This is a genomic window from Pseudomonas libanensis (assembly GCF_001439685.1).
Classification (GTDB): Bacteria; Pseudomonadota; Gammaproteobacteria; order Pseudomonadales; family Pseudomonadaceae; genus Aquipseudomonas; species Aquipseudomonas libanensis.
In genome coordinates this window covers 57,137-80,901 of sequence record NZ_JYLH01000002.1, presented here as the reverse complement: position 1 = coordinate 80,901, position 23,765 = coordinate 57,137, and the positions used below count along the sequence as shown (strand labels likewise).

At 56.1% G+C, this 23,765-nt stretch carries 20 protein-coding genes and 1 pseudogene; 11 read left to right on the top strand and 10 right to left on the bottom strand.

Features of this window, described 5'->3' with window-relative positions; translation table 11 throughout:
• Positions 1–123 precede the first annotated feature (123 nt).
• The 3 genes from rbsK to TU73_RS03075 are packed head-to-tail and all read left to right on the top strand — an operon-like array spanning position 124 to position 3,446.
• Positions 124–1,044, top strand: a complete 921-nt coding sequence (gene rbsK, locus TU73_RS03085; RefSeq protein WP_057010926.1) for a ribokinase — start codon at positions 124–126, stop codon at positions 1,042–1,044.
• Between the two features lie 27 nt (positions 1,045–1,071).
• On the top strand, positions 1,072–2,403 hold the full coding sequence (fucP, locus tag TU73_RS03080) for an L-fucose:H+ symporter permease (protein ID WP_057010925.1): 1,332 nt from the start codon (positions 1,072–1,074) through the stop codon (positions 2,401–2,403).
• The gene (locus TU73_RS03075; RefSeq protein ID WP_057010924.1) at positions 2,400–3,446 is read left to right on the top strand and encodes an aldose 1-epimerase family protein; all 1,047 of its coding nucleotides are present in this window, start codon (positions 2,400–2,402) and stop codon (positions 3,444–3,446) included. Before fucP ends, TU73_RS03075 begins: the two co-directional genes overlap by 4 nt.
• Here the strand turns inward: TU73_RS03075 and deoR are convergent.
• A complete protein-coding gene (deoR, locus tag TU73_RS03070; RefSeq protein ID WP_057010923.1) occupies positions 3,443–4,201 on the bottom strand; it encodes a DNA-binding transcriptional repressor DeoR in 759 nt (252 codons plus the stop codon). The genes TU73_RS03075 and deoR overlap by 4 nt on opposite strands.
• A gap of 128 nt (positions 4,202–4,329) precedes the next feature.
• Between deoR and deoC the strand changes: the two genes are divergently transcribed.
• Together deoC and TU73_RS03055 are read left to right on the top strand one after the other, a co-directional pair.
• Entirely contained in the window at positions 4,330–5,013 is a 684-nt protein-coding gene (deoC, locus tag TU73_RS03065; protein WP_057010922.1) for a deoxyribose-phosphate aldolase, read from the top strand.
• Positions 5,014–5,489: 476 nt separating this feature from the next.
• Positions 5,490–5,675 carry a helix-turn-helix domain-containing transcriptional regulator gene (locus TU73_RS03055; protein WP_057010921.1) on the top strand — a complete coding sequence of 62 codons (186 nt, stop codon included), beginning with the start codon at positions 5,490–5,492 and terminating at the stop codon, positions 5,673–5,675.
• A gap of 202 nt (positions 5,676–5,877) precedes the next feature.
• Here TU73_RS03055 and TU73_RS29575 read toward each other — a convergent pair.
• Positions 5,878–6,165 (bottom strand): annotated as a pseudogene (locus TU73_RS29575) (transposase); the annotation flags it as partial.
• Positions 6,166–6,813: 648 nt separating this feature from the next.
• Here TU73_RS29575 and TU73_RS03045 point away from each other — a divergent pair.
• From TU73_RS03045 to TU73_RS03030, 4 genes are all read left to right on the top strand, one after another.
• Positions 6,814–7,707, top strand: a complete 894-nt coding sequence (locus TU73_RS03045; RefSeq protein ID WP_057010919.1) for a HEPN domain-containing protein — start codon at positions 6,814–6,816, stop codon at positions 7,705–7,707.
• Positions 7,708–7,718: 11 nt separating this feature from the next.
• The gene (locus TU73_RS03040; protein ID WP_057010918.1) at positions 7,719–8,789 is read left to right on the top strand and encodes a hypothetical protein; all 1,071 of its coding nucleotides are present in this window, start codon (positions 7,719–7,721) and stop codon (positions 8,787–8,789) included.
• Positions 8,790–9,236: 447 nt separating this feature from the next.
• Positions 9,237–11,591, top strand: coding sequence for an AAA family ATPase (locus TU73_RS03035; RefSeq protein ID WP_057010917.1), 2,355 nt, complete (start codon positions 9,237–9,239; stop codon positions 11,589–11,591).
• Positions 11,588–13,435: a UvrD-helicase domain-containing protein gene (locus TU73_RS03030; protein ID WP_057010916.1), complete on the top strand. Its 1,848-nt coding sequence runs from the start codon at positions 11,588–11,590 to the stop codon at positions 13,433–13,435. Before TU73_RS03035 ends, TU73_RS03030 begins: the two co-directional genes overlap by 4 nt.
• 88 nt (positions 13,436–13,523) lie before the next feature.
• On the opposite strand, the gene TU73_RS03025 is transcribed toward TU73_RS03030, so the two are convergent.
• The 4 genes from TU73_RS03025 to TU73_RS03010 form a co-directional block, all read right to left on the bottom strand.
• On the bottom strand, positions 13,524–14,561 hold the full coding sequence (locus TU73_RS03025; RefSeq protein WP_057010915.1) for a hypothetical protein: 1,038 nt from the start codon (positions 14,559–14,561) through the stop codon (positions 13,524–13,526).
• 747 nt (positions 14,562–15,308) lie between these two features.
• Positions 15,309–15,740: a DUF1810 domain-containing protein gene (locus TU73_RS03020; RefSeq protein WP_057010914.1), complete on the bottom strand. Its 432-nt coding sequence runs from the start codon at positions 15,738–15,740 to the stop codon at positions 15,309–15,311.
• 12 nt (positions 15,741–15,752) lie between these two features.
• Positions 15,753–17,060, bottom strand: a complete 1,308-nt coding sequence (locus TU73_RS03015; protein ID WP_057010913.1) for an ATP-binding protein — start codon at positions 17,058–17,060, stop codon at positions 15,753–15,755.
• Complete coding sequence (locus TU73_RS03010; RefSeq protein ID WP_044273799.1) at positions 17,057–17,797, bottom strand: response regulator; 741 nt, start codon at positions 17,795–17,797, stop codon at positions 17,057–17,059. Before TU73_RS03010 ends, TU73_RS03015 begins: the two co-directional genes overlap by 4 nt.
• 304 nt (positions 17,798–18,101) lie before the next feature.
• Here TU73_RS03010 and TU73_RS03005 point away from each other — a divergent pair, with 304 nt between their 5' ends.
• Both TU73_RS03005 and TU73_RS03000 read left to right on the top strand, forming a co-directional pair.
• Positions 18,102–18,362: a DUF2790 domain-containing protein gene (locus TU73_RS03005; protein ID WP_057010912.1), complete on the top strand. Its 261-nt coding sequence runs from the start codon at positions 18,102–18,104 to the stop codon at positions 18,360–18,362.
• Positions 18,363–18,392: 30 nt separating this feature from the next.
• Complete coding sequence (locus TU73_RS03000; RefSeq protein WP_057010911.1) at positions 18,393–19,604, top strand: cytochrome c biogenesis protein DipZ; 1,212 nt, start codon at positions 18,393–18,395, stop codon at positions 19,602–19,604.
• 100 nt (positions 19,605–19,704) lie between these two features.
• Here the strand turns inward: TU73_RS03000 and TU73_RS02995 are convergent, their stop codons facing one another.
• The 4 genes from TU73_RS02995 to TU73_RS02980 form a co-directional block, all read right to left on the bottom strand.
• Positions 19,705–21,123: an aldehyde dehydrogenase family protein gene (locus TU73_RS02995; RefSeq protein WP_057010910.1), complete on the bottom strand. Its 1,419-nt coding sequence runs from the start codon at positions 21,121–21,123 to the stop codon at positions 19,705–19,707.
• A gap of 189 nt (positions 21,124–21,312) precedes the next feature.
• Positions 21,313–22,089: an alpha/beta fold hydrolase gene (locus TU73_RS02990; protein ID WP_057010909.1), complete on the bottom strand. Its 777-nt coding sequence runs from the start codon at positions 22,087–22,089 to the stop codon at positions 21,313–21,315.
• A 24-nt stretch (positions 22,090–22,113) separates the two neighbouring features.
• Positions 22,114–22,623, bottom strand: a complete 510-nt coding sequence (locus tag TU73_RS02985) for a cytochrome P460 family protein (protein ID WP_057010908.1) — start codon at positions 22,621–22,623, stop codon at positions 22,114–22,116.
• 24 nt (positions 22,624–22,647) lie between these two features.
• A complete protein-coding gene (locus tag TU73_RS02980; RefSeq protein ID WP_057010907.1) occupies positions 22,648–23,721 on the bottom strand; it encodes an alpha/beta fold hydrolase in 1,074 nt (357 codons plus the stop codon).
• Positions 23,722–23,765 lie beyond the last annotated feature (44 nt).

Genomic DNA, 23,765 nt, shown 5'->3' with positions numbered 1-23,765 from the left:
TCGTAAGATGGGTTGAATCGTCTTCGCAAAAAAAAGATTGAATATTCACACTTAATGTTATTTAAATAACAACACAAGAGCGGCGTGACCTGCCTGGTCGTGCCGCAACAAGGTGGAATAGCAATGAGCAAGATCGCAGTCATCGGCAGCAATATGGTGGATTTGATTACCTATATCGACCGCATGCCGGCCCAGGGGGAAACCCTGGAAGCGCCTGGCTTTGCCATGGGTTGCGGCGGCAAAGGGGCCAACCAGGCGGTGGCGGCCGCCAAGCTTGGGGCTGATGTCCTGATGCTGAGCAAGGTCGGCGACGACATGTTTGCCGACAACACAGTGGCCAACTTCCAGCGCTTTGGTATCGACACCCGTTATGTGCAGCGCGTGCCTGGCGTATCCAGTGGCGTCGCGCCGATTTTTGTCCGGGCCGATTCCCACAACAGCATCTTGATCGTCAAGGGCGCCAATGCGCATTTGCTGCCGGTGGACATCGAGGCGGCCGCCGCCGACCTGCGTGACTGCACGCTGATCGTGCTGCAGTTGGAGATCAATCTGGAGACGGTCTACCACGCCATCGAATTCGCTCACCGACAGGGTATCGCGGTGCTCCTCAACCCCGCACCGGCCCTGGCCGGCTTGGGTCGTGAGCACCTGGCGCACCTTGACTTCCTGATCCCCAACGAATCGGAACTGGCGTTGATCACAGGCGAAGTGGTGGACTCGCCGGAATCGGCCCGAACCGCTGCCCGCGGCTTGGTGGCCAGCGGTATCCGTCACGTGATCGTTACCCTCGGCGAGCACGGTGCGCTGTACGTGGGGGAGGAGGGAGAGTTCCAGGTGCCGGGGGTACGGGTTGAGGCCCGTGACACCACCGGCGCCGGCGATGCCTTTATCGGTTGCTTTATTCACCACTGGAACCGCGACCGCCATATTCGTCAGGCCATGGAGCAGGCGGTGGCGTATTCCGCTTGCTCGGTCATGGGGCTGGGGACGCAGAGTTCCTATCCCGACAGCGAAACGTTCGATCGCTTTAAGCAACAGCGCTGACACCCTCACCCAGCCCGGAGAACAATAATGAACAAACCTGCGCTGCAACAGACCGCCGATGGTTTCTACCTGAACCGCACGCCCTGGTTCGCCTTTATCTTGCTTTGCAGCATCTTTGCCCTATGGGCCGCGGCAGCGAGCATGAACGACGTGCTGATCGCCCACTTCAAGAAAGCGTTTTTGCTGAGCGATTTCCAGACGGCCTTTGTGCAGTCGGCGTTTTACCTGGGCTACTTTTTTGTGGCGATTCCGGCCGCGATGGTGGTTCGTCGTTTCAGCTACAAGAGCACGATTCTGGTGGGCCTGCTGCTGTACATGTTGGGCTGCCTGTTGTTTTTCCCGGCCGCGTCCACGGCCAAGTACGGCATGTTCCTGCTGGCGCTGTTTGTGATCGCCGCCGGCCTGTCGTTCCTGGAAACCGCCTGCAATACCTACTCGACACTGATGGGGCCCCGGGAAACCGGGACCCGGCGCTTGAATATCTCGCAGACCTTTCACCCGTTCGGCGCCATGGCCGGGGTGTATGTGGGCAGCTTCGTGATGTTCAAGGACACCGACGCCACCACTGAACAGCTGGCTCAGATGAGCGCTTCAGAGGCAGCAGTGCAGCAATTGCAGATGATCCAGTCCACGTTGTTGCCCTACAAGTGGATGATTGCGGTGCTGGTGCTGATGTTTATCCTTGTCGCGATCACCCGGTTCCCCGCGTGCAAGGGCAACAAGCCTGCCGACAGCAAGCCGGGCAGCGTGCGTCAAAGCCTGGGACGGCTGTGGCGTAACCCGCGCTTTACCTTTGGCGTATTGGCGCAGTTTCTTTATGTGGGCGCGCAGGTCGGGGTATGGAGCTTTACCATCCGCCTGGCCATGCAGATGGGCGGTATGAATGAACGCAGCGCTTCATGGTTTCTGCTGACCACCTTTGCCGCCTACTTTGTCGGCAAGTTGATCGCCAACCTGTTGATGCGGCGCCTGCATCCCGCCAAGGTACTCGCGATCTACGGGGTGCTGTGTATCGTGCTGCTGGCCTACACCATTCTGGTGCCGAACATTTCGGCGGTGTATGCGGCGGTCGGCGTGAGCATCTTCCTCGGCCCTTGCTGGCCGACCATCTACGGCCTGACCATCGATGGCCTGGGTGAAGACACCGGCGTCGGTGGTTCATTGCTGGTGATGAGCATTGTCGGCGGCGGGGTGATCCCGATCTTCCAGGGCCTGTTGTCCGACGCCAGCGGCGGCAACATGCAACTGGCTTACAGCGTGCCGTTGCTGTGTTTCATTGTGATCGTGATGTATGCGCTCAAGTGCATGCGCCAACCCGGCACCTTGCCGGTGGGCGCGAGGGGGGCGGTGGCCTCATGAAGACACGTATCGCGTTGTACCCTGCGGTGTTTGGCGAGCAGGAGAAGATCCTGCTGCAATCGTCGGCCTTCAAGGTCAGTGCCTGGACCTACCCGTCCGGTGTGCTGGCCGTGAGCCTGGAGAATAGCCGTGGCCGATTGGTGATACTGCCTTATCAGGGGCAGATGATCTGGTCAGCCGTGTTCGACGGTTGCGACTTGACCATGAGCAACCTGTTCGAGCAACCCCGGCCTAGCCCGACGATCATCGAGACCTACGGCTGCTTCATGTTTCACAGTGGCCTGCTGCGCAACGGCTGCCCGGCGCCGGATGACACGCATGCCTTGCACGGCGAAATGCCCTGCGCACCCATGGACACGGCTTGGCTGGAAGTGGACGAGGGCGTTGTACGCCTGGGGGGCTCGTATGAATATGCCAGGGGGTTCGGCGATCGCTACCGGGCGAGTCCCAGCGTGACACTGAGCGCCGATTCAGCCGTGTTCGATATCGATATGCAGGTGACGAACCTGGCCGGCAAGCCCATGGACCTGATGTACATGGTCCACATGAACTATGCGTACGTGGATGGCGCGCGGTTTGTCGAGCCCTTGGGCACGCAACGCCAGCGTTTGCGCACCAGCGTGCCGGACCATGTCAAGCCCACGCCGGCATGGAGCGCCTACATGGCGCAGCTGGCCGAGCAGCCTGCGCAATTGGCTAGCCTTGAGCAACCGGCCTTGTACGACCCTGAGATCGTGTTCTTCTTCGACGGCGTTGGCACAGACGCCACGGGCCAGGCGCACTTTTTACTGGATCATCCCAGCGGTGCGGCGTTCTACACCCGCTACCGTCCCGAACAATTTGCCCACGCCACACGCTGGATCCTTCACACGCCGGATCAGCAAGTGGCGGCGTTCGTGTTGCCGTCCACCTGCGAACCCGAGGGCTATAACGCCGAGAAAGCCAAAGGCCACGTGCGTGTGCTGGCGGCGGGAGCCAGCGCTTCGTTCAGTGTCAGCACCGGTTATTTGAGTGCGCAGGAACGGCGCCGGTTGCTGGATTAAACCAGCAACTGCGCGCCATTGGCCTGGATGACGTCCTTATAGCTGCGGGGGATTTTCTTGTCGCTGACCACGTACTGAAAGTCTTCCAGGGCCGCGAAGTGCGCGGTGCGCACCGTGTCGAACTTACTGGAATCGGCGAGCAGCACGCGTTGCTGAGCCTGGCGCATGACCTTCTGCTTGACCTCGACTTCATTGAAGTTGAAGCACGTTACGCCAAACGCCTGGCTGACGCCGGCGGCAGTCACAAAGGCCCATGTCAGGCGCACGCTGTCGAGGATGCTGCTCTCGGCGCTGCTCTCAAAGACCTGGTTCTTGCGGTGAAAGGTGCCGCCGCACAACACGATGTGACAGTTGGGCTTGTTCTGCAGTTTGAGCAGCACGTTCAAGGAGCTGCACACCGCAGTGAACTCCAGCGCATCGGGGATGAAATCAACGACAAAAGGCGAGGTGGTGCCACAGTCGAAAAATACCGTATCACCGGCCTGGATCAACGGCGCGGCGAGTTTGCCGATGCGGCGCTTTTCCTCGACGTGGCGGGTGTCCTGCTCGGCCACCCGGTAATCGCCGCTCTCATTGCCAATGCGGGTGATATAGCCACCCAGCAGCCGCAGGTGATCGCTGAAGTGGTTGAGATCGCGGCGCAGGGTCATCTCGGACACGTCCAGCAGTGCAGCCATTTCCTTCAGGTGAATGGCGTTCTGGTCTTGCAGGGCTTGTTGGATAAGCTTCAATCGCTCGGCTTTTTTACTGTCCACGAGACTTCCAAGGCTTGATTATTGGTGTTGGATAAGTAACATTATTTGTTAGTATTCTAACGAATTGACGTGAGCGCTGTGACAAGCGCCCCACAATTATTGGCAACATACAGGCAAGGGCCCATTAAATGAACAGTCTTCCACCCGCCGCATTGGCCAAATACATCGATCACACCTTGCTGGCGCCCGACGCCTCCCGTGCACAGATCCGCACCTTGTGCGAGGAAGCCCGCGAGCATGGCTTTTATTCGGTGTGCCTCAACTCCGCACAGGTGCCTTACGCCGCTTCGTGCCTGACCGACGACAAGGTAGTGATTTGCGCCGTGGTCGGCTTTCCATTGGGCGCCGGCCTGAGTAATACCAAGGCTTTCGAAGCCCAACAAGCGATTGCCGCCGGGGCAGGGGAGATCGATATGGTGCTCAATATCGGCTGGTTGAAGGATGGGCTGCTGGACGCAGTGCGCGAAGACATCGATCTGGTTCAACAGGCCTGCGGCGCCGTGCCGTTGAAGGTCATCCTGGAAACCTGCCTGCTTGATGACAAGCAGAAGGTCCAGGCCTGCGAGATCTGCCGTGACCTGGGTGTGGCCTTCGTCAAGACGTCCACCGGATTCAGCCGAAGCGGGGCTACGGTTGAAGATGTAGCACTGATGCGCAGAACTGTGGGTGCAGGAGTTGGGGTAAAGGCATCCGGTGGCGTGCGCGATTATCCGACGGCGTTGAAGATGATTGAAGCCGGGGCAACACGCTTGGGCAGCAGTTCTGGGATTGCGATTGTGGGCGGGGCGATGACGGCGGCGAGTGGTTATTGAAGGGGTTTTGTCAGAGCGATAAAGATGTAGTCATATAACTATACTAAATAGTCATTTAGTATAGTTATACTCAAAGGCTATTAAAAAAAGGAGGAGGGTAGCTCAACAGATGAACTAGGGGTAGCTCATCCTTGCTCGTTATCTTCCAAATTTGAACGCTATCTCTCAAGGATTAGAAATTAGCACCCAATAAAATCACGTGTAATCGGTAACAAGTCACTTCGTTTATGGGCTGCAACTATCAAGCGCGTGGATGGCTGAATTGATCTTACGTACGAACAGGCGTCAGGATTATCGTGCCGTTAGGTTTCACTTCAAGGTCGAGTTTGTCGCCGCTGGCCAACGTGATGGCCGACAGGAGATCGTCAGTCAGCGGTATGATTAATCGCCAGTGCCATCAGCTGCATCCTGGCATTTTACTTTCCAGCTTGTATTTTTAGCCTTGGGTTTCGGGTTCATTTTTTCCAGGTGATCAGATGACAGAGCGAATTCATGATTATGACCCAGCAGACGCGCTGGTTGATTCAGAGAGCGTGGCTGTCTTTTTGGCTGACGCTTTTGAAACCGGTGACGCGGCTTTCATTGCTGAAGCGATGGCCGTTGTTGCACGCGCCAAGATTCGTATCGAGGGAGATGACCAAGCCCAGGAGTCATCGTCCTGAACCTGTGTTGCTAGTAGCAACACCTTAACAACGCTGATCACCTGGTGAAAAGCAGCCTCCAGAGCCCCCCAGCTCCGTATAGGATGGTTCGCATAATGTATATTATGTTAAATTGGATGTTGTGAAGGAACCCTGTCACTTGCCCCCTGATGTTTCTGTAAAGATGGGTGCTGAGCGACGCTTAAGCCAGTCGTAAAACGCGCTACGGGAAACGCCCAGCGCACTGCAAGGCAGGTAGCTCGGATATGAACTCGACTCCCTCAGCTCCTCGATCAAGAAAACGATCGGGATCCGACATCAAAAGAGCCGGAGCCTTTTTTAAAATTTCAGTCTCGGTCTCCAGGCGCTTGCCCTTGGCTCGCAGTTGCTGAAGCTCTCGCTGTTTGTCGCTGATTGCCTTGGTACCTGTCACTGGCTGCCCTTTCTGACGTTGTCTGCGAACCTGATCAATCCAGCGGCGCAGAGCCTTAGGGCCAACTTCCATCGATGCACAGACGTCGGGAACTCATCAGTTATCATCAATAACTATGCTTGCCGCACGTTGCTTGAGCTCGCGGGTAGAGGTTTTTCGTTCTTGCATGGAACCTCCTGATTGGGCGAATCATATCGTCTTTAAGAGGTGTTCGGGATCATTAGGCCAATTCATAAGTGTTCTGAGGTAAAAATAACCCTAGGAAGAGGTGACAGCATTGTTGTCCGGCGGAGTGTGAAGAGCTAGCGAGTATGCGGTACGTTGTGACTGTGCGGCCCTACCCTCCACAATAGACGAGCGAACCGCCAGCCTCCCCCTTTCACCTTGTAATCGACGGTTATCGGAACAGATGGTGGCGCCACTAATGGTCAGTCGGCGGCAGTTCGAAAGTATGATCCGTATCCGCACGGTCGAGCCCAGCTAGCATTATGGAAGTAAGAGAGCACATTCAAGCACGCCTGTATCGCCCCGCAGCCTGCTCGCGTGCTCTGATGCGAATGCCGCTACACCGTGTTCGAGGGGGTTGGCAAAGATCAATGTTTTTGTGTGTCCAGCAAGATACCTGCTCACCAAAATGCTCGACTTCTTAGGTAGAATCGCAGTTTTACTGCCCTTTTGAAGCGTGCATACGTGACAAACGTTAGTGCAAACAAGGAATAGATCCGCATGTTCGAAGCTGGAAAGGACTCACTTGCTCACTCCCAGATTTATGTTCACCTTCCATATATTCGCCTCACTGATCCCACCCTCGAAATCGAGTATGAGTCAGGATTACTACGCAGCCTAGATTACGCAGAATGGAAGCCTTTGGATCAGGAAGCGGCCCACAGCGTACGCTTTGCATTCGAAAGGGCGAGCCCAGTATTCTTTGTACGAGAGGCTTCGCCGAGCCATGATCACGAAACTGCACGTAGGGAAATGCACAATCTCTACCTAGCCCTTGTATTTTCGACGGGAGCTCACATTCCTGAGCCCGGCAAGTCGATCAGCTATATGAAAACCGGCAGGTCGATCTTCCGACATGTAGGTATATTCGATCGAACAGCAGTTCTTCATGGGCCTACGCGACTGCTCATCGATGCCGCTACCATTGAGCATGCGACAACGCTAGTTCCTCTCATTCGGGAATGCAGCCTCTTGCTAGAAGCGCCTGAATTCAGGCAAATCTTGCGAACTCTCACCTCCACGGCGACAGATGACTTTCATGCCATCGATGGCATAGTGAGCTGCGTTATCGCATTGGAAGGGCTTCTTCTGAAGAACGTTCTTTCTGGCATCACTGCGAGGTTCATTAAGCGAACCTGCAATTTGATCATGGGCTCCGAAAAAGACCCTGCGAACCTCCAGATCAGTATAAAGACGCTGTACAGTCTCCGAAGCGATGCACTTCATGGCCGGGACTGGAAACAGAGTCTCTCGCAAACCTCAAAGACCGATGCTCAATGGTTTGACTATGCTACGCAGGTGCTGTGCAGAGCAGCTCTGGCGACATTGACCTCTCTGAAAAACCGCAAAGACGTCGGCGTTGCTCTCGACGAGCTGCGCATAATACTGGATTGAGGATTATTGAAATGGCAGAACTATCTGCGACTCACGCTCAATTCTCGCCAGGGAGTATGGAGGAGAAATGGTATCAAGCGCTGCCAAGGAAGGGAGCTTTTAGCGCCATCCATATGCCTGGTCTTCGAATTCCATTCCAAATGCCAATCCTCATAGGCGATATTCTTCTCGAAAGATTTTCGTGGAAGCAATGGGTGTTATTCGAGCGCACCGATGAAGCAACCCGGCTTAAACTAGAATTTGATAAAGGGTTGCACACGTTTCTTACCTGCAGAATATTGACGACTGTGCCGCTGAGCTCTGCGCTCGAGGCCGTGCACCTTCGACAGAGAAACAGCATTCAGAACCTCACTTCCGCGCTCAGGCTTCTAAAAGAAGGGACGATAATTGATCCATATTCTTCAGTACATTACATCCGGCAAGGGAATCAGATACGGCGTGAAATCGGTACTTTTGGTCGGAGCTTGATCGAGGCTGACCTCAGCGATAAGTACATGCTGGATGCCAAGACATTTAAGCTGTTACCGGACTTACTAAATGCTCTGTCGGAAAGCGCAATCACTCAAGACCCGACCATTGGTCTAGCAATCAGAAGCTTTGATCGTTCTTATGGTTATTCGTTGGAGCACGAAGAGAAAATGGCATTCCTCTTCTCTGCATTAGAGGCCACTTTCGGTGAGTACCGAAAGCAGAACAGACCAAAACCAAAAGTGACAATCGGCAAAGCAGCTGCAATAGTTTCATGCTCAGCTGCGACAGCGGGCATTGCCGATTTCTTGGATGATGCCGACAAGGGTAAAAAGCTTCGAAATACAATTGCTCACGGCTCCAGCGAACCGCTAGTAGGCATCTCTGCAGACGCAGATTTGATGTTGAGAGAAATCATAAGAGATGGCCTGCGCTGCCTCATAATTTTTGCGACTCGAAAGACTGCACTTTCAACGCAGCTGGAATCTTTGAAAGCAGGCCTGAGTCTTGAGCCGGCAAAATTGGCTTTCCAAACACTTCTGGGACATGCTAGCACTGGTAGCGCGACTGCCCTCAAGATCATTTCAGACATCCAAGCGCCTTATGTCCATTGACTCATGCGCAGATCACTCACTTGCCCGATCTGACAGCGATCAGGCTGGAGTGTATGCCTAGGGATAGGCGAGCGCTCTCTCGGCTCATAGGTGCAAGTGACGGCCACAGTTCGATAAGTTGAGGGGCGCTCAGCCTTCGAAAATCATCCAAAAGCACCGGCCGTCTGCATTTTATTTCGTTTATGGATGTCGTTGAACGTAAAAGACATGGGGCTCGGTCTGACGGTTGACACCGCGGCGCGACTTTTCAGGTTCGAGCGCTTTCCGCCAGCGCCTCGCGAGGCTCACTACCCATTTTTGTGAAAGCAATATCACTGCATATGCGGCTTATGTGACTTAACGACACCTGTGACTCAAGCCCGGTCGGTTACAGGTTGGTCGCGAGCGTTTTTCAAGCCACATTCGCCTGTACCGTAACATCTCCGCTTCACTGTTCAGGGACGACGAATGCAAATCAAATACTTGGAAATAGCCAATTTCCGCAAGCTCCACTCCATACGAATAGATTTATCCGCTGAGACCACCCTGCTTGTTGGTGCTAATAACAGCGGAAAGTCATCTTCCATGCTCGCTTTGCGCAAATTTTTAGGCGGCAAGGCGTCTGCAATTCGACTGCAGGATCTCACGCTCTGTCACTTCGATCGCATAGACGAGATCGGCCATTCATGGGAGATGGCCAGTCCTGGCGATCTACTCCCAACGGCTAACGACTGGGATGATTGGCTTCCTCACCTTGACATCTGGATCAGCGCAGAATCAGGTGAGTACCATTACGTTCGAGATTTGATCCCAAATTTCGAATGGGATGGAGGTCTAGTCGGCATGCGGTTTCGATTAGAGCCAGAGGATGTCGCAGAGGTTTTCATGGATTACCGGAAACAGCGCGAACGCGTGCAGGAATTGATCGCCGTCCTAGCAGCGGATGCGGATGCGAAAATTCCCCATGACGACAATCCTCAGAGTAGGAATGCTGACAGCGGCGACTCAAGACAACACCCAGTGAGCTTGAGTCTATGGCCTCAAAATCTGACCGACTACTTCAGTCGACGGCTTGGCAAGCTATTCAAAATAAGGCCGTACCGGCTGGATCCGGGAAAGTTGCATACACCACGTGGCATGATGCGTAGGGCATCACCTCAGAGGCTTTCAGAGCACGCGATACATCTCGAAAAGAACCCTATCGAAGGGCTTATCAAGATCCACGAGATTAATGCTCAGCGCGGATTTGGAGATCATGGGGATGAAGGGCAAAACGACTCCAAGTCATCAGGCGGCAAAAAACTTTCCGAACAGCTTCGCAGCTACTACGAAAAGCATCTCGACCCTGGTGATTCTCCAGAGGTGTCTGACCTGGAAGCGTTGCGCGCAATCGAGATCGCCCAGTCGGTATTCAATACCCGACTAAGTACAAGTTTCGGGCCGGCGCTCTTGCAAGTTCAGACGCTGGGATATCCGGGGCGTAGCGATCCCACTATCACCCTCCAAGCTAAGCTCGCTGCGACAGATGGACTGAACCACGAGGCTGCGGTTCTATTCGAGGTTGACTCCAAACGTACAAACTCTTTGTCAGCCGTGTTGCGACTTCCGGAGACATCCAATGGATTGGGGTATCAAAACCTCATCTGGATGATATTTCGTTTGATGAGTTTTCGAGACGACTGGCTCAAAAAACACCGCAATCCTGATGAACAAACTACAACAGGGATCGAGCCAATTCACCTTGTGTTGATTGAAGAACCTGAAGCGCATCTCCACGTCCAAGTCCAGCAGGTTTTTGTGCGGCATGCCTATCAAGTACTCTGTGAAGACGACTTGATCACCCGCTATCCAAACCTAAAAACACAGCTGCTCGTAAGCACCCACTCCAGCCACGTCACCCACGAGGTCGAGTACCAGCATCTTCGCTATTTCCGGCGCCTACCAGCTGGCATGGACGGTGTGCAGGTACCGGTATCCACTGTTTCCAATTTATCTTCGGTGTTTGGAGAGGGTTCCTACACTCAGAAATTTGTGACTCGCTATCTTCGAGCTCAGCATGCAGAACTCTTCTTTGCCGATGCGGTAATCTTGGTGGAGGGAGCTGCCGAGCGGATGCTGCTGCCGCAATTTATGCGCGCCCAATTCAAGTTTCTTGATCAGTGCTATATCAGCATCCTCGACATTGGGGGGAGTCACGCACATAGGCTCCGTCCGCTTATAGACGCACTTGGCATAGTCACCTTGGTCATCACCGACCTTGATGCTGGAATGGCCAAAGCAGCTAGGCCGGTTCGCCGCGGTGCCGATCTTTCGACCAACAACCCCACCTTGAAACATTGGCTCAGGATGAAAGATGCATCGGCCAAAGTGGACGATCTCCTTGAGATGGCCGATGAGCTGAAATGCCAAGAGCTTGACCAGCTTTTTGCTATTCGACTCGCCTACCAGACTCCCATTTCAGTCATTCTTTCTGCAGCAGGGGAAGCACCCGTTGAGGTATTGGCGAACACCTTTGAAGACAGCTTGGTACTCACCAATGCGCGTCATTTTGCTTCACGCTCCGGTCGCGGCTTGGTCGGCCAATTCGCCCGGGCTCTCCAGTCGGCCAAGACTTCTGAGGAGCTTGGAGATTCCATGTTCGAGGCGCTGCGAGATGGCAATAAGGCGGAGTTCGCGCTGGAGGTACTCGGTACGAGTGACTTCCCTTCATTGACCGTGCCCGAATATATTCGCGAAGGCTTGGAATGGCTTGAATCAAAGCTGCGTAAGAAACAGTCAGAGCTAGTGCTCGTTACGACCAATCCCACAGAGGTGATCGTATGAGCTCACTGCCAGATGCCGACCAGCTGATCCAGCAATGCCTGAATCTCGATAACCCCACGAGTTTTTTCCTATACGCGGGCGCAGGGTCGGGTAAAACTTACTCGCTTGTAGAGGCAGTACGAAATTTTAAAGCAAGGTTTTCCGAGCGCTTAGCTGTTGAAGGTCGGCAGGTCGCGGTCATCACCTACACCAATGCAGCAGCGGAAGAAGTCATGCGACGGCTGGAGCATGACCCATTGGTTTGGGTATCCACAATTCACTCCTTCGCATGGGAGATGATCAAAGGATTCAATGACGACATTCGGGAATGGCTCAAGATCAAGTTGGCAATTGACATTGCTGAGCTGGAGAAAAAATTAGCCAAGGCTCGTGGGGAGAATAAGACCTATCGAGCTAACAAGGCTGACCGAGATCGCAAAGTTAAGCGACTTGAGAACATTCAGCATGTTTTCAATTTCACATACAGCCCGACGGGCGACAACCGCGGCCATCAGGCGCTCAATCACTCTGATGTGATTGGCTTAGCTGCTGACTTTATACAGAGGCGCCCTCTCTTAAACGTTCTGGTGGATAAATACCCGGTACTGCTAATCGATGAGAGCCAAGACACCATGGCTCGATTGATGGAAGCTTTCCTAGCCGTGCAGTCTCAGGCATCTGATCGTTTTTGCCTTGGACTGCTAGGGGACACAATGCAAAGCATCTATGGTCACGGCATGCAGAATCTTGCCTCAGCCGTGCCACTGGATTGGGCTAAACCTGAGAAACTCTTGAACAGGCGATGCCCGGTACGCGTAGTCGAGCTGATTAACGAAATAAGAGCCTCGGCGGATACGCACCAGCAAAAGCCCCGTGACGATGCTCCGTTGGGAACGGTGCGGATGTACTGCGTTAGAAACCAACCGACATCTACCTTTGAGACAGAAGATGAGGTTGCCGAGCGCATGGCCGAACTGACTGGCGACAGCAGTTGGAGTTCCGGGATGGAGGGTAGAAAGACTCTGATCCTGGAACACAAAATGGCTAGCCGTCGGATGGGATTCGATGGTGTATTCGTACCGTTATATCAGGTGGAACATCTCAAAACCGGTCTGCTCGATGGCACCCTCCCGGCATTACGAGTTTTTGTTGAAGGCGTGATGCCGATTCTGGATGCAGCTCAGGTAGACAGTTTCAGACTGATGGAAGCCGTGAGGCTTAGTTCGCCCTTACTGACCCGCGATCGGCTGGCAGCGTCGCTCGACCAGGCATTTACGATAGCGCAGGCCGGTAGAGGCGCCGACGCCCTCCTCGCTCTGTTTGCAGACGCCGATCCAACCATCAGCGAAGTCGTAGAGGTGCTCGCTAATACACATCTCCTTGAGTTGCCGGATCGGCTTCGTACAGCGCTTGATATGGGGCCAACTGAGGAGGACTTCCCAGACACTGGCGACCGGGAAGTGCTTGAGGTCCATGCCTACCGCCTGCTGATTCGAAGCCCTTTCTCACAGCTCGCGGCCTACGCGAAATACTGCAGCGAGCTTTCACCTTACGGCACCCATCAAGGGGTCAAGGGTCTCGAGTTTCCGAGAGTAATGGTCATCATCGACGATAAAGAGGCCGCTGGGTTCTTATGGAGCTACGAGAAAGCGCTTGGGGTTCTACCGCCCTCGCCAGGCGACCGCAAAAAAGAAGCGGATGGCGAGGACAACGCCTTGACCCGGACTCGTCGACTGTTTTACGTAACCTGCAGTCGCGCTCAGGAAAGCTTGGCAATCGTGTTCTACACATCTGATCCTGAGGCAGCGATGACCAGTATAGTCAAAGCAGGGTGGCTGCATGAGCATGAGATATCGGTCATGTAGCATCCACTGACTACTTTTGAGGCCGCTCGTGAGCGGTCTCGAAGGTTACGGAGGGATAGCACTATCGAGAATCTGAAATTCGGAGTATCTAAACTTCTGTTTGCACTGCCTCGCTGTCCGGGGACGACTTCCCTTTCTTGCCCGGTTGAAATAGATACTGGCCGTTGCGCATCAGAACGTCTCCCACATAGTGCGGTATAGCTAGTCGCTCCTTGAGCCAGTCGGGGGCATCCCCCTCCATTCGATGCTGAGTAATCTCATTGTTGTAAAATCGCAAGGTCTTGGCAAACGCCAACGCCATCTCTTGAGGCTTAGTGGAGCGAGGGTTTTGGTAGAGCAACGAAAAGGATTCGCCGAACCACCAATGGCCAGTTAACTTGTCTTTTTTTTCTACCTCCTTGTGACGGTGATAGAGGTTGGTAAGGACGACCATATCGACATTGGCGTAGTCATCCGTCGGCGCATAGGATTGCTCAGTGAAAAGCCCATGAGCTCCAGTGAGATAACCTTCCCACTGCATGAAGTCATTTTGATCATCGCAGCCTACAACCAAGACGTTATATTCGTCCTGCCGGGTCGGATCAGGAAATTTATCATGGGCGTCCATCAGGTACGCCTTGAGTTTGTTGTCCATATGGAGTCCCTTTACAAGCTCATTGCCCCCGCTTGCAAAGGTCTCCTGTAGCTTAGCAGCAGCGTCGTTGTAGTCGGGCATCCGGCCGACCGCTCTCATGATGAATGCGCCACTCTCGTCAATCTTTTGCTTCATGGTGAAGTCAGCACACTTCACTTCAACGTTGAATTTGAAGCCTTCGTTTTGGAATGAGCAATCGACATCTCGAGGCGGCGCTACCTTGTCTTCGTAGACGAACCCTTCAGGGAAAAATCGTGCGTAGTGTGCGCAAACCGTAAGCTCAACGGCCGCTTGTAGGTACTGCGTCTCGCTAGGCATTGAATCTTCTAGGCGGAGTTTTTTAAGCACAAGGTCTTCAAATTCTGACTTGGTAAGATGCTGGCCGATGCATTCCAAAGCTTTCACCATCTCTTCGCGATAATCATTAGGCGGGATGTAGGGATTGCACACCGTGACTGAAAGCGGCTCGCGTACCTCAGGAAGTTTTGACATGCATGGTTCCATGATCTGATGGTTTTGTTAGTTCACGAGGAGCCGCAGCCTTTGGCCTAGAGCGTCTCATTCGGTTTTAGCCCTGTACGAACCCCGTTCAGCATACGAACCGAGGATGGAGCAAGATTTTACGCGGTTCACCGCGCCGATTCTTGATTAGTAGCGGTCGGAAATCATCTCGGACATGCGAGTGACGCAACCCATGGTTTGAACTGGAGACATCCATCTGCGGGTGGGTTCTGACGGATGAGATCAGCACGTTTTGGTCGCTGAGCCCAGACCCTGCAATGTGGGTCGGACATAGCATTATGGTCGGGCCGCTTCACCAATTGTGTTGCGGGAACTGATACTAGCGGCTTCGCGCCCCCAACGAAGAGCTGCAACGCGAAGCTCACCGGGCGGTTAATTCAGCAAGGGAAACAGTTCAATGCTGCTGCCCGAAGACCGCACTCGGCTCGTCATTGAAGCCCAGGATAAAGGCGTACGCAGCGGGCCTTGAGCGCGCGCCTTTTGAGAGCGCGGAGAAACAACGCAAAGGGTATCAAGAGCAGGCGGGTTCAATCACACCCGGCTGAGCTGAGCCGATCCAGCATGATATTGTGGGAGCTGTCGAAGACGGTATTCGATCAGGCAGCCCGAATCTCATTGAATTACCGATCATGCCCAGATGAACAGGGAGCTTGCCCCGTTGGGGGCATAGCCGCCCTCGCTTTCAGGCTGCTCCAGATACACATCAACGTTTAGCACTCACGCCGATTGCCCAAGCAAGAGCAGTGTCTTGCGGTCCGGCTCACCCGAATAAAACTGCTCGATCGCCTGCTGATACACAGCGGGGCCGGACTGGACACTCTTGAACAGCGTAAGACAGGAGCGAAATTTCAGGTCATCGGGCGAGCCGAATATCCGCTCGGCACTCACCCCTCGGTGCTGCAAAACGGCCGCGACGCACGCCTCCAGTCGTGGCCCCAGCAACTCATGCTGGAGGTAGGCACGAGCCTCGGCAAGGCCGGAAATCGCGAAGCGTCCGGCCATATCGGAGCGACCCAGCCTCCGCAATTGCGGGAAGACGAACCACATCCAATGGCTCGCCTTGCGGCCCGCGCGCAGCTCGACCATGACCCGACTGAACACCGGGCGCTGAGCCTCGACGAAACGGGACAGATTGAACGTATCCTGCATGATTCGCTGCTCCTAAGATAAGCGCGTCGGTAATCTCAGTTCTGCGCACAGTCCGCCGCCTTCGCGATTTCTCAAGGTCAGGGTGCCGCCGAGGGCTTGTGCCAGTTGCTGGGCGATAGCCAGGCCCAGGCCCGTGCCGCCGGTGCTGCGGTTGCGCGAATTTTCCACGCGGTAAAATGGCTCAATCACGCGGGCCAGCTCCTCTTCGGCGATGCCGGGACCACGATCCATCACGGTCACCGAGAGGCTGTCGCCGTCCTTCGATTCGACCCGCAGCTGCGCTGCACCGGCGAATTTGAGCGCGTTATCCGTGAGGTTTACTAGCACTCGGCGCAGCGCGTGGGGCCGCGTGTGAATCACTGCGGCGCTTTTGCCGCTGAGCTGCACGTCCTTGCCCATGTCCTGGTAGTCAAACACGAGGCTGTCGAGGAATGAATCAAGATCGGTACGGCGGCTTTCTTCGGTGGCACCATGCACGCTGCGGGCATAGGCAACGCCTTCACGCACCAGATGCTCCATCTCGCCGAGGTCATTCCACAATTTGTCTTTGTCGCCGCAGTCGTCCATCAATTCGGCACGCAGCTTCATGCGCGTGATCGGGGTTTGCAGGTCGTGGGAAATCGCCGCCAGCAGTTGCATGCGCTCTTTCAGATAGGTCGCAATGCGCGCCTGCATGGCATTGAAGGCGATGGCAGCGTGCGCGACTTCGGTCGGGCCTTGTTCATCCAGATGCACCGGGTGAGTATTGGGATCGAGGTTTTCCACGGCCTGGGCCAGGCGGGTCAGCGGGCGTATGGCAATACGCACAGCCAGCCACGTGCATAAAATCATCAAGGCCAACTGGCCCAGCAAAACCACCGGCAGCCACGGCGACAACGGCACCATCGAGGGGCGCACGTCGATGGTCACCGGGCTGCCGTCGGCCAGTTTCAGATGGACCTGGAAATGTTTGATAGGCCCGGGAATGTCTGTCACGGTCATCGGGTAATTCTTGCCGATGGCCTCCTTGATCGAGGTCACTGCAATCGGCGTGTCACGCAGAGCGACGCCTGGCGAGCCTTCGTCGAGCAAATAGCGGTAATTGCGTCGATCCAGTTGTTTCAACCAATTCATGCGTTCCTCGGCGGGCAAGCGGTCAAGGATGGCAATGGACGTCGATACATCGGTTTCCAGGTTACCGAGCATGGTGTTTTTTGCGGTTTCGTAACGCTCGTAATACTGCACGCCGAATGACAAGGCCTGCGCCAGGGTCAGCCCTATCAGAAAGATCAGCGACAGCCGCGAGATGAGGGTACGAGGCCAATGCAGCGAAGGCTTCATGCCGGTGCTCCAAGCACTTGCACCGGCAGCGAAAAGACATACCCCTCGCTGCGTACGGTTTTGATGTAAGCCGGCTCGCGAGCATCGTCAAGCAGGCGTTGGCGCAGGCGGCTGACCAGCAGATCAATGGAACGGTCGAACAGGTCGGCGTCACGGCCCTGGGTCAGGTTGAGCAACTGGTCGCGATTGAGGACCCGTTGCGGATGGTCGAGGAACACCCGCAGCAGGCGATATTCAGCGCCGCTGAGGGCGACCATGGTGCCGTCTTCATCAAGCAGATGGCGGGCGGAGGTGTCCAGGCGCCAGCGCCCGAACCCCAGCCACCTTCCGGTTTCGGTAACGACCAAGTTGGGCGGCAGCATGCGCGTACGGCGCAGCACAGCGTTGATGCGCGCCAGCAATTCACGGGCGGCGAACGGCTTGACCAGGTAATCGTCGGCGCCCATTTCCAAGCCGATGATGCGATCGGTTTCGTCGTTGCGGGCGGTCAGCATCAGCACCGGCGTGGCCTTGTGTTTGCCGGCGCGAATGTCGCGGCAGAGCACCAGGCCATCGTCGCCGGGCATCATGATGTCAAGCACGATCAGGTCCACCGGCGTGGACTCGAGAAACGAGCGCATCTGGCGGCCATCCGCAACCACGGTGGTCCGCAGGCCGTTCTTCTTCAGGTAGTTGCCTACCATCTCTCGAATCTCACGGTCATCGTCCACGATGAGGATGTGATCAACGTGTTCCATGGGCCAAGCCTCTGTCAATGGGAATTGCGGCTCAGTCTATAGGGGCTGAGCCCGTTCGCCCGCGGCGGTTTGTATTGCAGTGTATCTGCTCTGGCGAAGGATACATGCAGAGGCAAAAACAACAATTTCCTAGGTTTTGTATGGCTGTGTATCGGGACGGGGTCCTGATACGAACCGATTTATCCGCGCCTGTTTTTGACACAGACGAGATACCTCGCGGGCTTCTAATGAGCCACATCGAGGCCAACCCAAGCGCCTCGGCTCAACTGAACGACCCAACCATTGAAGCCTTGAGGAAACGACCATGAACGCCAATACGCTCTATGCCACTTGCCTGTTTGCCGCCCTGAATATCTGCACCTTCTCGGCCCGCGCCGAAGCCGACGTCACGCCGCAGACCTACACCTACGGCACGCACCTGGACATCCAGAAAGTGGTGGCATTGACACAGGATGCCGGGGCTGCCTGCGGCATTGTCGATGCCCAGCTGACCTACCTGAATTCGCAGGGCAAGACCGAGATCCTGAACTACCGCAAATTTGCCGAATGCCACAGCGATAACTGAGCCCTGCCCACATTTCATCAGGAGACCCTTATGTTCCTCATCGCATTCCTGGGCGGCTTATTGACCGTCCTCAGCCCTTGTATCCTGCCGGTCGTGCCATTTCTGTTCGCCGGTATCGACCGCACACGCTCATCGATCCTGCTTACCCTTGGCGGCATGGTCCTGACCTTCGTGCTGATTTCCAGTCTGGCCGTGGTCAGCAGTGAATGGGTGATTCAGGCCAATAACGCCGGGCGTCATGTGGCACTGGTGGTGATGGCGCTGTTTGCCTTGTCGCTGATCTCGGCGCGAATCAGTGGCTGGCTGGCCAGCCCGTTCGTGTTACTGGGCAATCGCCTCGCCCCCCAGACGCGCAAAATGTCCGGGCCGCTGGGTTCGCTGATGATCGGCGTCGCCACCGGCCTGCTCTGGGCGCCGTGCGCCGGGCCTATCCTCGGGGTGATCCTTACCGGCGCCATGCTGCAAGGCGCCAATGCGCAAACCAGCCTGCTGCTGGTGGCCTACGGCCTGGGCAGTGCACTGTCGTTGGGTACGCTGATTTTCGCCGGACGCGGTTTAGTCAATCGCCTGAAGGCCTCGATTCCGGTCACTGGTCGGCTGCGGCGCGCCACCGGTTTTGCAGTCCTGGCCGCAGCGCTGGTGATTTCTACCGGTGCCGACAAGACGCTGTTGGCCGGGGCGTCGTCCGAAGGCGTCAGTGTGCTGGAAAAAGGCGTGCTGGAACGCGTCCCCAAAGTCGTCGAATACCTGGTAAGCAAGGCCAAGGCCGAACCCACCCTCGACAGCGCCCAAGGCCCGATGCCGTCGCTGGCCGGCGCAGTGGTATGGCTCAATTCGCCCGCACTGACCAGTGAGTCGCTCAGAGGCAAAGTGGTGCTCGTCGATTTCTGGACTTACGACTGCATCAATTGCCAGCACGCCCTGCCGTATGTGAAGGACTGGGCGCAGAAATACGAGAAGGATGGCTTGGTGGTAATCGGCGTCCACACTCCGGAATACGGCTTTGAACGGATCATCAGCAATGTCAGGGATGAGGTGAAAAAGCTCGGCATCACTTACCCGGTGGCCATCGATAACAACTACGCGATCTGGCGCAACTTCGGTAACCAGTACTGGCCCGCGCACTACCTGATCGACGCCAAAGGGCAAGTGCGTTTCACCCACTTCGGAGAAGGTCGCTACGAGACGCAGGAAAAGATAATTCAGCAACTGCTGCAGGAGGCGAAAGCTGCAGCCGCGTAACCCTTAAAAAAACAATGGCCCACAGGCAACGCGCCGTGGGCCATTAGCTTTTTCTGCTGCTGCCTGGGTTGCGCGACCGCAATCTCCCGCCAACCCCAGGTTAATCGGACACGATGCTTTTGGCCTCAAGAAATGCTTCCAGCCCAAAGACTCCAAACTCCCGGCCGACACCGGACTGCTTTACCCCGCCGAACGGCGCCAGCAGCTCTGGCGAAATTCTGTTGATCAACACCGAGCCGGCCTGCAACTGGGTCGCCAGGCGTTGGGCACGTTCCGGTTGCCGGGAAAACACATAAGCCTGCAAACCGTAGAGACTGGCATTGGCAATAGCGATCGCCTGTTTTTGCGAGTCATACGCAATGATCGATAGCACCGGGCCGAAAATCTCCTCTTGCGCGATGTCCATGTCATTGCTGACATCGGCAAAGACCGTAGGCCTGACGAAATAGCCCTTGTCCAAGCCGGTCGGCCTGCCCTCCCCGCCGATAATCAACGTCGCGCCTTGCGCCTGCCCGCGGCGAATGAAAGTTTGTACGCGGTCGAATTGGGCGCGATTGACCAGCGGCCCGAGAGCAGTGGCCGGATCCTGCGGATCGCCGACGACCATCGTTCCAACCAGGCTTTTCACACGGTTGATAATGTCCTCGGCGTGCGTGCGTGGCACCAGCAGACGTGTGCCGGCGACACATGCCTGACCGTTGTTCATGAACGCAGCATTCAGAGCCAGGGGAACGGCGATGTCGAGATCGGCGTCATCCAGGATGATAGAGGCCGACTTCCCCGTGAGCGACAGACTCACTCGCTTCATGGTCTCGATTCCGGCACGTGCAATGAGCTTTCCGGTGGCGGTGGACCCGGTGAATGAAATTTTCGCGATGAGTGGGCTGGCGCTGATTTCGTCACCCACATCACTGCCGCGTCCCAACAGAATGTTGAAAACCCCTTTGGGCAACGCTGCGCGATGCAACGCTTGGGCGAGCACAGTGGTCTGCAAGGGGCTCAACTCGCTCGGTTTGATGACCGAGGCACAACCAGCCGCGATGGCCGATGCCAGTTTGCTGCATATCGTCCCGGCGGTGCTGTTCCAGGGGGCAAACAGCGCGGCGACTCCGACCGGCTCCATCACCACGGTAGCGTCACCGACCGAACGACTCAGGTCGAAGTGTTTCAACACCTGCGCCGCATTGGCAAATGACTGCGAAGCGTAGCGACTGACCCATTGCGCACGGGCAAACGGCGCACCGTACTCTTGGATGGCGGTATCGCGAATTTCATTCGTGCTCGCCAGCACGGCAGCCTGCAACTGCTCGAGCATGTGGATACGCTCGGCCTTGGAGGTGCGGCCCATCGCGACTTGAGCACGCGAAGCCGCCGCGATAGCTCGCCTGGCATCTTCACGATCAGCCAGGGTGAGCGTACCGATGACCTCCTCGGTAGCCGGATTGATGCATTGCACCGTTTCATTGCCCTGAACGGGAACGAATGCTCCATCAATGTAACTGTGATTGATCTTCCACATCGTGGCGTACCTGATTGGTTGCGGTTGCCCGCGATAAGCACAACGCCCGGTATGCCCAGGCGTTGGCCGCGTCGAATCCCCCCTCTCCCGCGTTTCAGCGTTGCACAACTTCAAAACGAAACCCGTCGGGCGACGTGCAAAACTCGCCTCGGCGTAGAGCTCTGAAAACGCTGCTTCGCCCTCAGCGTGTCATTTCGCCGTGGCGGCTTTTTCGATCAGGCGGGCAACCGGTTCCGGGTTCGATACCATCACGACATGTGAAGCGCCCTTGATCACTTCCACGGCTTTGGCAGCGGCGCGCTTGGCCATGAATGCCATCGCTTGCGGGGGAATGTTCTTGTCCTTGTCGCCGTAGATGTACCAGGACGGAATATGCTTCCAGGCAGGGCTGCCGGACGCTTCATTGAGCGCCGCTTCCGTTACCGGACGTTGGGTGGCGGCCATCAATGCCGCCTCCTTCGCGGGGACGTCAGCGGCAAACTGGTTGTGAAATTTGTCCTGCTGGATGTACAAATCCTTGCCCCCATCGGCCAGCGGTACAGGCGCAGCCAGCGTTGGGCCCAGCGTGCTGCCCGGGAATTTGCCGGCCAGCCCGGCGACGGTTTCCCCGGCCTCAGGTGCAAACGCACTGACGTAAACCAGGGCTTTGACGTTGACATGATCGTTGGCCGCATCACTGATAACGTTGCCGCCATAGGAATGGCCGACCAACACCACCGGCGAATGAATGCTCGTCAGCAATGCCGAGATTGCCGAACCATCGCTCTTTACACCACGCAATGGGTTGGCAGCAGCAACCACCGGGTAACCGTCCTTCTCGAGAATCTTCACGACGCCATTCCAACTCGACGCATCGGCAAAGGCGCCATGCACGAGCACAATCGTCGGTTTTTCAGTTTGCGACCAGGCGTGTGTCGCCATGCTCAGGCTGACGGCGACGGCCAGTGCGGTTAATACTTTTTTCATTGTTAACTCCGGGTTTGACGGGAATCAGGGAGCGAAGCGAGTGAAGACAAAGTCGTGATTACGCACTCGCGCCTGGTGACAGGCGAAGCAGGTTTCGTGCTGGGCTTCATCGGCCGGTTTACCGTTGATAAACCGCCCGAATCCCCAGCCACCGGTTGCTGCATATTTTTTCGAGTCCTTGACCATCACCTGCACGGTCGTGGCCGGCCCCGGGATGGACGCCGGCTCGAATTCCGGGGACTGCACATGTTTCCAGGCCAGCTTTACCAGCACCGTGCCATCGGGGAATGGCAGCGTTGAATCCTGATAAGCCTTGATGGCCGAGTCATTTCCGAGCACGGCTCGCAGTTCATTCAGGGGGGCTGCTTCCTGCGCCGGCGCAATCAGCGGCCATAGCCGGTAGTTTTCAGGCAATTTCACGCCATAGATCGGTGAGGCGTCGCCATTACTGGCGTCGCCCGAGGCAACACCGGTAGCGGTCAACGCTGCGATTGCAATGGCAGCCGACATCGCGGCCAGAAATTTCAGCTTCATCATCGCCATCCTCTCAGCCGGTTTTCAAAGATGATCGGCGTCGATCACCGCCTGGGAGAAGGCTTTCGGCGCTTCCTGCGGCAAGTTGTGACCTACACCACCGGTAATCAATCGGTACTCATACTTGCCAGTGAAGCGCTTGGCGTACGCTTCGGCAGGTGGGTGCGGTGCGCCGTTCGCATCACCTTCCAGGGTGATGGTGGGCACGCTGATGGATGGGAATGCCGCGAGTTTCTTTTCCAGCGCGTCGTATCTGGCCTCGCCCTTGACCAACCCCAGGCGCCAGCGATAGTTGAAAATCGACACGGCCACATGATCCGGGTTTTGCAAGGACGCCGCGCTGCGCTCATAAGTGGCGTCGTCGAAATTCCACTGTGGCGACGCCAGCTTCCAGATGAGCTTGGCGAAGTCATGGGTGTTTTTCTCGTAGCCCAGGCGCCCGCGCTCGGTCGCGAAGTAGAACTGGTACCACCACTGCAGTTCGGCGGCTGGCGGCAATGGCGCCTTGCCCGCCTCTTGGCTGCCTATCAGATAACCGCTCACAGCGACCAGGGCTTTGATTCTTTCCGGCCACAGTGCGGCAACGATATCTGCAGTGCGGGCGCCCCAGTCAAACCCACCCAGCACCGCCGTCTTGATCTTCAGCGCGTCCATGAAGTCGATCAGGTCGCTCGCCAGCGCAGCAGGTTGACCATTGCGAACTGTCTTGGCCGAGAGAAAATGCGTATCGCCATAACCACGCGCAGAAGGGATCAACACTCGATATCCCTTGTCCGCCAAAGCAGGAGCGACATCAGCGTATGCGTTGATATCGTAGGGCCAGCCGTGCAACAAAATGACCACAGGGCCATCGGCTGGGCCGAGTTCCGCGTAAGAAACGTCCAGCAGCCCCGCTTTCACATGCTTAAGAGCACCGAGAGAGGTGTGAGCTCCCGGCGTGATAGCCCCAATGGTGGACGCGGGTACATCAGCCGCGCTGGCTTGGGAAAAACCGACAGCCACCGCTGCGAATTGCAGCACCGCTGCTGCCAACAGCGATGGGGCAAGACCTCGCAGGCGGCTGAATTTATGTTGGTTGTTCAGCAAGGTCATCTCCATGATATTTCTCCGTAGCGAGCCGCCGAATAGCGACCCGGTGTGTT